This is a genomic window from Aliikangiella coralliicola (assembly GCF_007004725.1).
GTDB classification, from domain to species: Bacteria; Pseudomonadota; Gammaproteobacteria; order Enterobacterales; family Kangiellaceae; genus Aliikangiella; species Aliikangiella coralliicola.
The window spans coordinates 528,885-542,766 of the sequence record NZ_ML660162.1 but is presented as its reverse complement, the minus strand read 5'-3'; the positions used below and the strand labels follow the sequence as shown (position 1 = coordinate 542,766).

At 42.6% G+C, this 13,882-nt stretch carries 16 protein-coding genes; 3 read left to right on the top strand and 13 right to left on the bottom strand.

The window, feature by feature from the left end:
- The first annotated feature begins 118 nt into the window (after positions 1-118).
- The 3 genes from FLL46_RS08510 to FLL46_RS08500 all read left to right on the top strand — a co-directional run bounded on the left by FLL46_RS08510 (position 119) and on the right by FLL46_RS08500 (position 2,018).
- The gene (locus tag FLL46_RS08510; RefSeq protein ID WP_142893059.1) at positions 119-934 is read left to right on the top strand and encodes a hypothetical protein; all 816 of its coding nucleotides are present in this window, start codon (positions 119-121) and stop codon (positions 932-934) included.
- Between the two features lie 379 nt (positions 935-1,313).
- Entirely contained in the window at positions 1,314-1,622 is a 309-nt protein-coding gene (locus FLL46_RS08505; RefSeq protein WP_142893058.1) for a c-type cytochrome, read from the top strand.
- A 54-nt stretch (positions 1,623-1,676) separates the two neighbouring features.
- On the top strand, positions 1,677-2,018 hold the full coding sequence (locus FLL46_RS08500) for a tRNA-binding protein (RefSeq protein ID WP_342779781.1): 342 nt from the start codon (positions 1,677-1,679) through the stop codon (positions 2,016-2,018).
- Between the two features lie 47 nt (positions 2,019-2,065).
- On the opposite strand, the gene gmhB is transcribed toward FLL46_RS08500, so the two are convergent.
- The 13 genes from gmhB to FLL46_RS08435 all read right to left on the bottom strand — a co-directional run bounded on the left by gmhB (position 2,066) and on the right by FLL46_RS08435 (position 13,877).
- Complete coding sequence (gmhB, locus tag FLL46_RS08495; RefSeq protein ID WP_142893057.1) at positions 2,066-2,617, bottom strand: D-glycero-beta-D-manno-heptose 1,7-bisphosphate 7-phosphatase; 552 nt, start codon at positions 2,615-2,617, stop codon at positions 2,066-2,068.
- Between the two features lie 148 nt (positions 2,618-2,765).
- Positions 2,766-4,835 (bottom strand): glycine--tRNA ligase subunit beta, encoded by a 2,070-nt coding sequence (gene glyS / locus FLL46_RS08490; protein WP_142893056.1) that lies wholly within the window; start codon positions 4,833-4,835, stop codon positions 2,766-2,768.
- Positions 4,835-5,770 (bottom strand): glycine--tRNA ligase subunit alpha, encoded by a 936-nt coding sequence (gene glyQ, locus FLL46_RS08485; RefSeq protein WP_425456722.1) that lies wholly within the window; start codon positions 5,768-5,770, stop codon positions 4,835-4,837. Before glyQ ends, glyS begins: the two co-directional genes overlap by 1 nt.
- A gap of 371 nt (positions 5,771-6,141) precedes the next feature.
- On the bottom strand, positions 6,142-7,008 hold the full coding sequence (locus FLL46_RS08480) for a peroxiredoxin family protein (RefSeq protein WP_142893055.1): 867 nt from the start codon (positions 7,006-7,008) through the stop codon (positions 6,142-6,144).
- A gap of 156 nt (positions 7,009-7,164) precedes the next feature.
- A complete protein-coding gene (locus tag FLL46_RS08475; RefSeq protein WP_142893054.1) occupies positions 7,165-7,632 on the bottom strand; it encodes a YchJ family protein in 468 nt (155 codons plus the stop codon).
- 17 nt (positions 7,633-7,649) lie between these two features.
- On the bottom strand, positions 7,650-8,090 hold the full coding sequence (locus FLL46_RS08470; RefSeq protein ID WP_142893053.1) for a hypothetical protein: 441 nt from the start codon (positions 8,088-8,090) through the stop codon (positions 7,650-7,652).
- Complete coding sequence (locus FLL46_RS08465) at positions 8,080-8,886, bottom strand: prepilin-type N-terminal cleavage/methylation domain-containing protein (protein ID WP_142893052.1); 807 nt, start codon at positions 8,884-8,886, stop codon at positions 8,080-8,082. Before FLL46_RS08465 ends, FLL46_RS08470 begins: the two co-directional genes overlap by 11 nt.
- Positions 8,886-9,410: a type IV pilus modification PilV family protein gene (locus tag FLL46_RS08460; RefSeq protein WP_142893051.1), complete on the bottom strand. Its 525-nt coding sequence runs from the start codon at positions 9,408-9,410 to the stop codon at positions 8,886-8,888. The genes FLL46_RS08465 and FLL46_RS08460 overlap by 1 nt, the downstream gene beginning before the upstream one ends.
- On the bottom strand, positions 9,404-9,841 hold the full coding sequence (locus FLL46_RS08455; protein ID WP_142893050.1) for a type II secretion system protein: 438 nt from the start codon (positions 9,839-9,841) through the stop codon (positions 9,404-9,406). The genes FLL46_RS08460 and FLL46_RS08455 overlap by 7 nt, the downstream gene beginning before the upstream one ends.
- Positions 9,842-9,852: 11 nt before the next feature.
- Positions 9,853-10,317 carry a prepilin-type N-terminal cleavage/methylation domain-containing protein gene (locus FLL46_RS08450; RefSeq protein ID WP_142893049.1) on the bottom strand — a complete coding sequence of 155 codons (465 nt, stop codon included), beginning with the start codon at positions 10,315-10,317 and terminating at the stop codon, positions 9,853-9,855.
- 102 nt (positions 10,318-10,419) lie between these two features.
- Entirely contained in the window at positions 10,420-10,944 is a 525-nt protein-coding gene (locus tag FLL46_RS08445; protein WP_142893048.1) for a hypothetical protein, read from the bottom strand.
- Positions 10,937-12,169 carry a type II secretion system F family protein gene (locus FLL46_RS08440; RefSeq protein ID WP_142893047.1) on the bottom strand — a complete coding sequence of 411 codons (1,233 nt, stop codon included), beginning with the start codon at positions 12,167-12,169 and terminating at the stop codon, positions 10,937-10,939. The genes FLL46_RS08445 and FLL46_RS08440 overlap by 8 nt, the downstream gene beginning before the upstream one ends.
- A 1-nt stretch (position 12,170) precedes the next feature.
- Positions 12,171-13,877: a GspE/PulE family protein gene (locus FLL46_RS08435; RefSeq protein ID WP_142893046.1), complete on the bottom strand. Its 1,707-nt coding sequence runs from the start codon at positions 13,875-13,877 to the stop codon at positions 12,171-12,173.
- Between the last annotated feature and the right edge of the window lie 5 nt (positions 13,878-13,882).

Here is a 13,882-nt window from a genome sequence, read left to right as displayed (position 1 = left end):
CGCATTTATGTTCTATAAAAGGTGTTTATTAATTTCATTTGGTTATAAAATACAGCGCTCTTTACAAGGTTGTTATGAGTAAAGAGTTAATTCAATTTCATTATTAAGGAGAATATAAATGCAAAAGTTTTATAAGGTTTTGTGTGCGCTGGCTTTGGTTGTCGTGACGCAATTTGTTCAGGCAGGTGTATTGAAATATGAGATACAGCAGCCCACTCATCAATATAATCCTGCATTTCCAGGACTGGATTTAAATAACTTGAATTTGATTAAAGTGACAGCTGTTGAGTCTGAGTTTTCACCAGAAGTTTCCATTAGTCGCGTTGAGTTTGTTTTTCAGAACGCATCCAACCTGATTGTTAGTAACTTTAAAAAAGATGGGAACATTTACCGTGGTTTAGTCAACGGAGCCTGGGTTTACAAACAGGTTTTAGTGGAAGTTGAAGTACCGAGTCAACTGGAGCCGAATGCGCAGCTTCGAACCCGGATTATGGTTGTTGAAAACCAGAGTTTTCTCAACAACACTGGATTTACCCATGGTTTTTTAACCCTTGAAGCTGAAGGCGCTTTATTTGATGTATCTGCTAATCCAGTCGCTGACACAGCCTGGTTAAAAGTTGACAATAAAGGCTTATCAATGAAGCTCTATCAACGAGCGACATTTGACCACATGACCGGTCGACAAGGTTTCAAAATTTATACCAACTGGATGGGTCACGGAGAACGTGAGCTTTATATTAATACACCGTTTCCTCCAAGTGACTATGGCCGATTCAAAGCAAAGGCGATAAAAATAGATACCCATGTTCAACCTGATGGTGAGGCGCTGCATATGATTTCTATTGATTACGAAGATCAAGGTGGTGCTACGCAATCAACACCATTTGAAGATCTTAAGATGCATCTTGATCAAGTCTATCCGCCTGCAGCATAACTAAAACGACTAGCCGGTCATAGACTGGCTAGTTAACCTGAATAAGGCCAACCATCCAGAACAAGTCTTTTACTGCCTGTCTTTAACGATATGTTAGTAATGTCTTAAAATCTAAACGTTTTCTGGCTGTTCTTATCCCGAGTTCAGGTTAGTTATTACCTGTTTCGAATTCAAGTTATACCTTTCCGTCGATCTTTGTTTCGCTCCGATAAATAGCCGGTTGCCGACGACTTCGTGGTTGTATAAAATTCGATCATCGACAAATCGTTCAAATTCTCGAACAAAGATCAGTATTTCTCAGTTAAGTGTGCGTTAGAATAGCCAACTGAAAATCACCGACTTAAAAAATAAATGAAAAGATCCTAAGGACTCATTAATCATGAAACTCCAATTTTTGATTTCTCTGTTTATTATTTCTTTTGCGTCTACTGCCGCGACGGCTGCAGATATTGAAGCAGGAAAAAAACGAGCCGCAGTTTGCATTGGTTGCCATGGTCCAGATGGCATCAGTTTTATCCCGACTTATCCAAATTTAAAAGGACAAAAAGCCGCTTACACCGAAAAACAGCTCAGGGATTTCAAAGCAAAAAAAAGAATCGACCCAACAATGATAGCTCAGTCGATGTCCTTGTCTGACGCGGACATTAAAAACATTGCTGCTTATTATGAGAGCTTAGGTAAGAAGTAAGTAGTTACTAATTTAATGGTTAGCTAGTGCTCGCCAGATAAAACAGGGGAATGGATGATGGAGAGCATCACCTGGAGTGATTTTGAAAAAGTCCAAATCAGGGTCGGAACTATCGTAGAAGTTGAAGATTTTCCACAGGCGCGAAAACCCGCTTTTAAACTGAAAGTCGACTTTGGCAATGAGATTGGTATTAAAAAATCCAGCGCACAAATTACTGATCTTTATTCGAAGCAGTCTTTGTTGGGTAAACAGGTTGTCGCGGTGGTTAATTTTCCGCCCAAGCAAATTGGCCCGTTTATGTCGGAATGTTTAGTGACTGGTTTTTTTCAGCAGGACGGAGCGGTAGTATTGGCGGTGCCTGATTCCGAAGTAGCTAACGGGGCACGTCTGGCCTGATAAATTTCTTAACCCGAATTCAGATTATTTTGCGTTCGACGAAGCCGTCAATCTATCGCAATATTTTCGTCGACAAAGCTTTTTAAGTTATCGTAAATTGGCAAGTTTTGGGGTAGCCCGCCTTTTTCGAGCGTTCTTTGTCCTTTACCGGTTAACACCAACACTGGTTTACAACCCGCGTTAATAGCGCACTTTATGTCTGAGAGCGAATCACCGACAAACCAGGTTTGCGCCGGGTTTGCTTCAAACATTTCTATTAATTTGTTGGGCATTCCTGGATTAGGTTTTCTATTGGGTCCAGGTTGATCTGGGTGATCAGAGCAATATTCTAGTGCATCAATATGAGCGCCAACACGAGCGAGCTCCATTTCCATTTTTTTATGCATCATCGCCAGGGTGACTTCATCGAAGTAACCGCGGGAAATTCCTGACTGATTAGTCGCGACGCCGACTTTATAACCTGCCCTATTCAGTATTGCGACCGCCTTGAGACTCGATTGAATGGCTATCCACTCTTCGGGACTTTTAATGTAGTCGTCAGAGTCGAGATTAATCACGCCGTCGCGGTCAAGAATAATCAATTTGGTTGTTTGGGTCATATTGTTAAAACTGAGAATTAAGTTTGTCTCGCTCTTCGCTTAATTAGCATCAAGCGTAAGGTTTAGATAGAAAAATTTCAGCTGGAAAAATGAGAAATCAAAATGATTTCTCATTCCAACTCAATAGGTTACGAGTTATTAACGCTGCCTACTTTTGTAATAAGGAGATATCTGCAATACCCAAAAATAAATTTCTCAATTGGGCGATTAGCGCGAGTCGATTATTACGTATTTGCGGGTCGTCGACATTGACCATGACGTTGTCAAAAAAGTTATTCACAACTTCTTTTAAGCCCGCTAATTTATCCAGCGCTTGTTGATAATGTCCTGCTTGAACCTGAGAGTTAACAAACTCTGCAACCTCATTGATTGTCTGGTAAAGCGCAGTTTCCTCTGCTTCAAACAATTGTGTGTCAATATTGACAGCCGCAGGGTCAAAATCAGATTTTTCCAGAATGTTCTTAACCCGCTTATTCGCTTCGGCCAAATCCGCACTTTCTGGGGTTTTGTTGAACAAATCAACGGCTTTTATTCGATTGTAAAAATCCAACGGCTGAGTCACATTGAGTTCTTGAACAGAATTAATGACTTGCGTGTTAATCCCCTTCTCCTGATACATCGCTGTCGTTCTTGCCGCGAAAAATTCCAACAAATTCGATTTGGTCTCAGCATTAAGGAGCCCGTCGTCGAAAGTGTTAATCGATGCATCGATTAATTCCACTAAATCCAGCGTAACAGATTTTTCGGTAATCAGTCTTAACACACCAAGCGAAGCGCGCCTTAGTGCAAAGGGATCTTTGGCGCCCGTTGGTAATTGTCCGATGCCGAAAATTCCGACCAGCGTATCTAGTCGTTCAGCCAACGCGAGAATCAGACCCGTTGTTGTTTGCGGTAACTCATCTCCAGCAAACCGAGGCATATAGATTTCATCCATGGCTGCCGCAACTTCAGAATTTTCGCCATCATTGGTTGCGTAATAACGTCCCATAATGCCTTGCAGATCAGGAAATTCATAAACCATATCGGTCATTAAATCACACTTACAAATTTCGGCTGCGCGGGTCGCTGTTGCTTGATCAGCACCAAGTGAGTGAGCAATTACTTTTGATAATGATGATATTCTTTGGCTCTTGTCATACAAAGTACCCAGCTTATTTTGGAAGACAACAGTTTTCAATTTATCGATATAATCTTCCAGTTTCTTTTTACAATCGTTGTCGTAAAAGAATTTGGCATCGGCTAAACGAGGACGAATGACTTTTTCATTGCCTTCAATCACAGACTCAGGTTGACTGCTCTCAATATTGGAGATGGTGATGAAGTTGGGGAGTAATTTGCCATCGTTATCGATCAAGTGGAAATATTTCTGGTGCTCAGCCATTGAAGAGATAAGTGCTTCAGCGGGAACCGTTAAAAACTCCTGGTCAAATTTGCCCACCAACGCCACCGGCCATTCCACCAGTGCGGTGACTTCTTCTAATAAGTCTTCATCAACAACTGCTGTCGCGTTAATTTTCTTTGCTGCGTTTTCAACTTGAATGCGAATTTGCGCTTTTCGGGCTTCAAAACAACTCACAACTCTGGCATCCAATAATTTGGACTCATAATCGGTTGCATTGTTGATTGCAATGCTTTGTGGCGCATGGAATCTGTGTCCAAAGCTGAGGTTGCCGGCTTTTATTTCGAATAGTTCGACCGGTAAAACTTCCTCACCCAGAATCGCTAAAACCCAATGTACAGGCCGACTAAATTGACTAGTTGAGTTACCCCAGCGCATGGCTTTAGGCACCGGCAGCTGAGACACGGCTTTTTGCAGAATATCCTGGATTAACTCGCTGGTTTGTTGGCCTTTAACGTCAGCCACAAAAGCCAGGCGCTCGCCTTTATCGGTTTGCTTGCGGCTCAGTGCTGAAACTTCCACACCGCAGGATTTAGCAAAACCTGTCGCAGCCGGTTTCGGATTGCCATCATTATCAAAAGCTGCGGCCACGGCTGGGCCTAATCGTTCAACCTGCTTATCTTCTTGTGCCGAATCTAACTCAGTGAAACGAATAGCCAATCGTCTCGGTGTCGCAAACCATTCACTGGCAACAAAGGAAAGTTGTAATGACTCAAACGCGCTAGCCACGCTGTCATGTAAAGACTTGGCTAGTTTGGTGAGTGCTTTTGGTGGTAATTCTTCGCAGCCTAATTCAAAAAGGAAATCTTGTTTGTTCATTATTGTTTCTCCTGCTGACAAATCGGAAATCCAAGCGCTTCGCGAGAATCGTAATAAGCTTGAGCCACTGCTCTAGACAAGGCTCTGACTCTTAAGATAAATCGCTGTCTTTCCGTGACAGAAATGGCATGTCTTGCATCTAGCAGGTTAAATGCATGGGAGGCTTTAAGGACCATTTCATAAGCTGGGAGTGGCAATCCTTTTTCTACCAACTGCTGGCTTTGAGATTCACAATAATCAAAATAACCAAACAAGTAATCCACGTCAGCGTGCTCAAAATTGTAGGCAGACATTTCAACTTCATTTTGATGGAAAACATCACGATAAGTGACTGGGCCTTGTGGGCCGACAGTCCAGATCAGATCAAAAATACTGTCAACACCCTGAAGGTACATGGCAATTCTCTCCAGGCCATAGGTGATTTCGCCGGTGACCGGTTTACATTCTAGTCCGCCGACCTGCTGAAAATAGGTAAACTGGGTCACTTCCATTCCGTTTAACCAAACTTCCCAACCCAGGCCCCAGGCACCTAATGTGGGTGATTCCCAGTTGTCTTCAACAAAGCGGACATCATGCTCTAAGGTATCAATCCCCAGAATATTAAGTGATTGAAGATACAGGTCCTGAATATTTTTAGGAGACGGCTTTAAGATGACCTGGTATTGGTAATAGTGCTGTAGACGATTAGGATTTTCGCCATAGCGGCCGTCAGTGGGTCGTCGACAAGGTTGTACATAAGCTGAGTTCCATGGCTCAGGACCTATCGCACGCAAAAAAGTGGATGGGTGAAATGTGCCCGCGCCGACTTCCAGATCCAAAGGTTGCACGATAACGCAGCCCTGTTCGGACCAGAATTCCTGTAGTGCCATAATCAAACCCTGGAAGGTTTGTGGTGCACCCTCAATCCCCTTATTTGTTGACCTTATATCAGACAAAACCTTGCTCCAGCAATACCCAGATTAAAGGCCGAATTATATCAACCCTGTTTAGGCGATCCTATGGCTTGAGGTCGCTAAAATGAATAAATCTGTGGATAATTTCATCATTAACCGATATAAGCGCAAATAATAGGCTAATTAACCTGAGATTCGGATAAGGAAATTCACCAGCGTCCCTATTTTGCAGCTCTCTGCGTTAAGCCTGCTTTCAATAGCTTGTATTGCTTCACAGCCTTGCCTTGATAGCCACAAAAATAGTGACACTGGCCACGATTGAGAGAATGAATTTAAAAGGAATAATTTTAACGCATTGAAATAACAACCGATTAACAGCTCGGTTGAATTCCCTTATCCAAACCTCAGGCTAATTAAACAGGTTTTCCGTCCAAAATTTTCAGAAAAGTCATCGGCTCAGGTCGGACGCGGTAGTTGTCAGTCAGGTCTGCAAATAGGATAACACCGTTTTCATCAGTGATAATCACGGTTGGCATCACCGTGTCTGAATCATAGCCTAATAACTGCATTCCCATGGGCAAGCCCTGTTTTGCCAAAATGCCGAGCCGATCAGCGACTCGACAGTTTTTATCAACAGCATAAATAAAAGATAAATTAAACTTTTTGGCTAACTTTTGAGTTTTCGCCTGCGACTGGGGACTAATCAATACTATTTTTAACCCGCGTTCCATCAACTGTTGGTATTCATTCGCTATCTCTCTGATCTGTGCCATACAAAGCGGACACCAGTTTCCGCGATAAAAAAGGTACAGCACGGGACTTCCTTGCAGATTTTTTGATTCAAAAGGCTGATTATTAATATCTGATAAAGTCAGTTCGGGAAGCGGCTTTCCCGGGATTAATAAATCGGTTTCTCGATGGCTATATTTTGAAAACCAGTAGTCATAAAGCAGCCAACCAAAAAAGCTCCCTGCAGCTAGTAACAGGCTGGGTAATTCGATGACCTTAATTTCAGGAAAGTTAATGATCATATTGTTAAATACAACCAGTAAAAAGCCGATCAACTTAAGCAAGGTAGCCCAGGTTAAATGAGGAGAGGTTCTTGCTACTGGTTGAGCCAATAGTAGTGTGTCAAATACAAGAACACCGGGAATTGACGCAATGAATAGTCCTGACCATAAACTGGTGAAACCATCATTCCATAACTGGTAAACCGAATAACCCAATGCAACATGCAGCAAAGTTAAATAGAAAGAAATAAACAGAGATTTGAGCAGCATGATTTTCTGGATTCTTAAAGTTTATCGGTGGTAAGTAGGTTTTAGTGATGATTAATTTGAGTATTTGTTACATAAAAGTAGGTAAGGTGCGGTCGCTGTCATCAGAAATGTATGACGTTATCGAAATGTTAAATGCAACTCCCACATAATCGCTACTTAATTGCCATGACACTTTTTATATTTCTTTCCACTATTACAAAAACAACGGTCGTTTCTACCGATTTTAATCGGTGGTAGATGCTCACCATCCAGGTAAAACCAATGTGAATCTTGTTTGATAAAGCGAGAACATTCATGAAGCTGTTGAATACCATTTTCTTGGTAAAATGCAACAAACTCCACTGAGCCCTGATTTGGTTTGCTGTCATCAAATTCCGTCGAAACAATTTTCAAACCTATCCATTTTGTACTATCGATAGTTTGCTGGATTTTGGCTTTTTCGTCTAATTGGCGTTTTTCCGGCGCTAAAGTGTCGAGCAGGTATTGCGCGTTTCCGGTGCTGTAGGCTGAATAGCGAGAACGCATTAATTGTTCTGGTGTGAGCGGCTTTTTCGCAGTGCGAATCAATGGTTCGCAGCACTGAGCGAAAGATCCATTGTTTCCACAATAACAGTGATTCGTCATTTTTATTTGAATAATGATTAATTGATATCTTTCAGACGGACTTCAATTGTTCGTGTCGCCTGCATTGGTTGACCGGCATTACATTGTCCTTGACTGCTAACCTGATAATAATCTTCCGAGCCGACGGTAATTGTTGTACAAGTTGTGGTCGCACTACAACCATTTAGCCCATTGGCATTAAAATTAAAGTTCTGATTAGCGCAAACACCTGCACCACCGGCGATTGGAAATATACTGGTGGCCTGTAACTGAGCGCCAGACTCCGCAGCAAAAAAAGCTCGGGTAGCGATCACCTGTTGCGCGTTAGCCAGGTTCGATTGTGTATTGATCCGGGTTAATGCTGTCGCCAGCAACCCGACAATAATAATTATAAATAACAAAATAGCAAGGCTGATCCCTTGCTGCTCCTTCGGCAATGAAACTTTGCTGTGTCTTCGATTGAATTTGCTAAGGAACATTTCGAACATGCACCTCGTGAAAAATCTCAAATGACTCGTCGTTTCCTGCTAGATTGCGGTCGCGATTTTGTAGTCGAAAATTAATTTGCAAAATTCCAGCGCGACTTAAAGTGCCCGGTTGATAATTAAAAACAGTACCGTTAGCGGAAAAATCTTCTCCCATTAATTCTGTTGTTCCGCCTGCGGGTGGGAAAACTTGTGCGGCGGTAATGGCATAACCTGTGTAGCGATTAACTTCTCCATTATTGTCATTTAAACAGTATGAAACAGGTGTGTCTAGCAAGTAGAATCGATCTTGTGGGGAGCGACGATCAAAAGTAGTTGGTGCTGATAAATTAATCGTTGATTGGCTGCCGCTGGGAACAATCGAAGCAACATTTCCCAGGGTTCCAGCAACGGTGTAAGTTGTGGTTGGATCGATGGGCATCACTGCAACCAATAATCCGGCGGAAAAACTGAGATCAAAACCCACGGCATCAAAACTGCTAACCGCACCAGTCGCCGGTAAATTGAGATAACTGGATGCGTTAACAATATTCATAAATTCGACACAGTGGACGTTAATAGAATTTCCCGAACGAATACTTTGAGGCAGGGCTTCTCTGACTTCTCTTGATACTCTCTCCATTAACCATTTGCCGGATTGACTAAGGCGATTTCGATCCTTGGCATCAATGTAGCTAAAAACTGCGGTGCTGGTGATATTGGTAAATGACACTGCCAGAATGCCAATTAATATGATGACAATGATTAATTCAATTAAGGTAAAACCTTTTTGTCGGGAAATTTTTCTCATCAGAAATTTCCCCTGTATTGACTAAAAACATATCGACTGGTGTCAGGAGCAATGACAGTGACCTGTATTCTTTTGAGTGCTTGAGCTGTGAGGCCAAAATCCGTTCCCGCATAGGTCACGGATACATTAACGGTAAAGCTGTTGAACCCGGTGCGATTATTTCCTAAAGCATCTTGTGGTGGACTGTCACTGAGGTTGTGGTAGTCATCAATATCATCAAATAGTACGCGCGTTTCTCCCCCTTCAGCGCCTAAAGCTCCGCTACAGGCTGGAGCAGAAGGTGCGTCGCACCGCAATGCATTGCCGGTGGGAGAGTTTTCGTCGTAACGTTTTAATCCAATCTCTTCCAGATAAGCCTGTCCTAGCTCGGCGGACTTTACTTGAAAAACAGGTTCTACCGACTGCCGTTGAGTGACCGCGAAAACAGAAAAAAAGATAATCACGGCAATACCGGTCAGTGCAATGGTAATGATTAATTCAATTAACGAGTAGCCTCGCTGATTGATGCAATGTGCATTTAACATCGGTGAAGATAACCACTGGTTTCAATGCAAACTTGTTGAGTGTTGTTAATAGTAACATTAATTGTGGTGGCGGCAGTTTCGCCCAGACTATTAAAAACCACATTACCAGTTGGTGCAAGTGTGACGTTATCTCCCAGATTGATTGGTAAGCTGAGATTAGACACAGAAAGCGATACTCCATCAGCTAAAATATCGAGTTGATTGCTTTGAATTGATAACGCAAAATTTCGCGCGGAATCATTCATCGAAAGTTGTTGGGTAAGCCGAGCGACGCTGATCAATTGTTCGATAGCGCTATCTTGTTGATAGTCGTCGGAACTTTGAATACGACTTTGAATGTAAACTGAGATAACCGCGAGAACCGCGACAACAATAATAAGTTCCAATAAAGTGAAAGCCGCCTGTTGATAAGGCGGCTTATGAAATTGCATCGGGCTCTTTTTTAGCAGTTAGCTGCGGTCACTGCGGCAGTATTAATGACCGGTGCGGCATTAGCTGCGGCCGACTCTGTATAAGTAATTACGCATGCAGCTTGTCCGACATACGTAAAAGTACTGACACCTGCTGCATGAGCTACGCTTATTTCTGGAGAAAAATCGAGCGCGGCTTCAATCCCGGTTGCTGTTCCTGCTGGATAACCAAAGTCTGTATCGACCGCGACACCTTGAACGGTTACCTGACTTGCGGCGGTTCCGTCACTTGCGGTGCCTTCTTCACCTTCGATTAAGGATTTTGAATAAACTAATGTAGCGGCGCCTCTAACAGCACCTTCGAGTCCGTTCATAACTGAAATTCTTGCGTCGGTTTGTAAATCAACAAATTTAGGACCAGCGATTGCAGCCATTATCCCTAAAATGACAATAACAACAATCAGTTCTATCAAGGTAAAACCTTTTGATTTAGACATATTTCTTTTCACTGAATTATCCCCATATGGTGTGCCTGGTTGTGGCGAGTTTAAAAGAATCTAATAAAAGTGTAGTAAAGAATTGTTTTTTTTCCATAAAAATTAACCTGTTACCAACAATAGACTGACTTTTCCGGTGTTCGAATTGTATCTTATCTGCCTATCGTTAATTCTCGGACTTCGATAAACGCAAATATCGTTATTCATGAGCGTTACTAGGTAGTTTTCGGGCTCAGAATTGGTTGATACGCGGGGTTGAAGTGGCCCCATCAAGAATTGCCAGATCTGTTTACAGTTTTCTGCGGACTCAGGTTTTTCTTGTCTACTGTTAGTAATATCGGTTCCTATTGGATATCCTTTAGAATTAAAATCCAGACCCACTTCATTTTCGACCCATTGATCAGTGGGTGTTGGGTTAGCCTGTCCGGCCAAAAATTTTAAGTTAGCCAGTCTGATGGAATTTTTAAGTGCCAAAAAGTTAAAATAAAATGCGTTTTGCTCAAGACCACTGCGCAAACTTGGTTGCTTCAGAAACCAGAAATACCCTACGACCACCAAAAAAATAATAATGACGCCCAAATAAAGATAACTACTTTTTACACCGGATGCTGTTAACGAACTAGCCATTGCGTACCCTGGAAGTTAATTCCCACATAGGCAGGTACACAGCAAGCATTAGAATTAATACGATGGCGCCGATAAATACAATGAGCACTGGTTCAATATAGTCTGATAATTTTTTCAAATCATAATCAACCTGCTCTTCGTAGAAAGCAGCAACTTGATCGAGCATCTCATCGAGTTGGCCAGTTTCTTCGCCGACAGAAATCATTTGAATGGTTAATGGCGAGAACATCTCCGACCGAGTTGCAACCAGCCGAATTGATTCGCCTTTTTCAACCCCACTTCTCATTTCGCGAATATGCTGTGCGACCCAGACATTGTCGACCACATCAGCGACAATATTGAGTGCATTAATGAGCGGAACGCCGGAGCGATTCATCATGCCAAAAGTTCTCGCAAATCTGGCAAGTAAAGAACGGTAAATGATGTCGCCAAAAATAGGGATCTTCAGCTTTGTTTTATCCCACCACAAATTCCCATTCTCCGTTTTTATGTAGCGCATCGCTGCATATACGCAACCCACGCTGACGACTAACAAGTGTGGCCAGAAATTAATAAAAAAACTACTGGTCGCCATGAGTATTCTTGTTGGTAACGGTAACTCTCCGGCATCAAAACTCGAGAACAAATTAGCAAATTGCGGGATCACAAATATGTTAATAATAATGACCGCGCCAATAATAGCCATCATGGCAAAAGTTGGGTAACGTGTGGCGGTTTTAATTCTCTGCTTGGTTTTTTGTTCTAGTTCTAGATAATTAGCGATTTGTTTGAACGCTTCTTCTAATCGACCTGAGTTTTCACCAACATGAATAAGGCTAATGTACAATGATGAAAAAATGTGATCGTGTCTGGAAAATGCTGTGGCTAAGTTGGTCCCCGCATTTAGGTCATTGTAAATCGATTCCAGAGCATCTTTGAGCGCGGCGGAATTGGTGGTTTCTAGCAATCCACTGATGGCTCGAGTTAAAGGGATCCCTGCCTTGGTTAAACTATACATTTGGCGGCTGAACATAACCAGTTGGTTAAGGTTCACTTTTTTCGATTTAAATAACTGACCAACATCAAGGTTAAGAAGTGTCTTTTCTTCCTTGGCCTCAACAATTGAGATTGGGTAATTGCCTCGTGCTAGTAATCTCTCCGCTACCGCTTCCTGGTTAACCGCGTCAATGGTTCCGCTAACGGCCTCGCCGGTGGAGGTTTTCGCTTTGTACTCGAATACTGCCAAGTTACTTCTCCAGATCTTCTATTGATTCACATACTCGGAGTACTTCTTCAACGCTGGTAATACCGTCCATAGCCAGGTTGATCGCAGATTGGCTCAGTGGTGTATAAAACTCAGACTGATTGGCTAGTTGAACTAGTTGGTTAAAATTCTGTGTGCGAATCGCTTCCAGCATTTTTTTATCGGGCAATAGTATTTCGAAAATAGCAGCTCGGCCCAGGTAACCGGTGTTGTGGCATTGAACGCAGCCTTTCCCGTGTTTCCATTTAGTTGTTTCATCCACCAGGTTACTTTCTTTAGCCAACCAGACTACTTCGTGCTCATCCGGGTGATAGTCTTCGATACAGAATGAACAAATTCTTCTGACGAGTCTCTGCGCAATTACACCGCGTAAACCGCTCGCTAACAGGTAAGGTTCAGCGCCCATGTCGGCTAATCGAATGGCCGCTGATAACGTATCATTAGTATGTAGTGTTGAAAGTACCAGGTGTCCGGTAACGGCAGCGCGTAAACCGATTTCAGCCGTTTCCTGATCGCGCATCTCCCCTACCAGAACAATATCTGGATCTTGTCTGAGTACTGCCCTTAGCACTTTGGCGAAGGTGAGATCGATTTTGTTATTCACTTGAACCTGGTTGATTCTGGAAAGTTTATACTCCACGGGATCTTCGATCGTAATAATCTTTTTTTCCGGAGAATTGAGCTCTGATAAAGCTGAATAGAGCGTCGTCGTTTTACCGCTACCGGTTGGGCCGGTTACCAGAATTAATCCGTGTGGATAAGCTAGCAGTTTACGAATTTCTTTTAAGATTTTTGGTTCAATGCCAGTTTGCTCCAGCTTTAATAAACCTGAGCTTTGATCCAGCAAACGCATTACCACAGATTCTCCATGCTGCACTGGCATGGTGGACAAACGTATATCGACTTCATGGCCGCGGGCACGAATTCGAAAACGACCGTCCTGCGGAATTCGCTTCTCGGAAATGTCCAAACCACACATTAATTTCAGGCGAAGAACTAATGCAGGTACAATTCGAGTTTCTTTTATTACTTGTTCTTGCAATTGGCCGTCGACGCGCATTCTCACCCGTAGCACTTTTGAATCTGGTTCGATGTGTACGTCAGATGCTTTCATTTGCATCGCCTGATCAAAAATACTCTGGAGTAATTTGGCTACTGGCGCGTCTTCATTGGAAAGATTTTCGTTCAGTCCCGGCAGGTCGAAACTATCATCGCTTAATTCATCTTCGAGTTCTTCAGCTAGCGACGATATCTCGCTGGCCGAGCGGTATAAATTGTCAATGTTGGTTATGATTTCTGATTCGAGTGCAACACATAACTTGACTGGCTTTGAGAGTTTTTCTTGTAGCTGATCGAATTTATCCAAATCAGTAGGGTCGGCCATTGCTACTATAAAGTGACCTTCTTTTTCGTCAATAACCAGCGCTCGTAAACGCCTCGCGTTCATTTCGCTAAGTTGTAGCACTGATTCTGTGTTAACTTTGAATCGAACCAAATCGATAAATTCGATTTGTAGTTGCTCAGCCAATAACATGAGCAGTTGTTTTTCGTCCACATAACCGAGACTGACCAACAACCTCCCCAACCGTTGGCGACTAGATTTTTGTTCGGTTAGCGCATCTTCAAGTTGTTTTTCCGTGATAACTTTTTTTTCAACTAATAGATCGCCTAGCCTGACTTTTCTTAACATCGTTA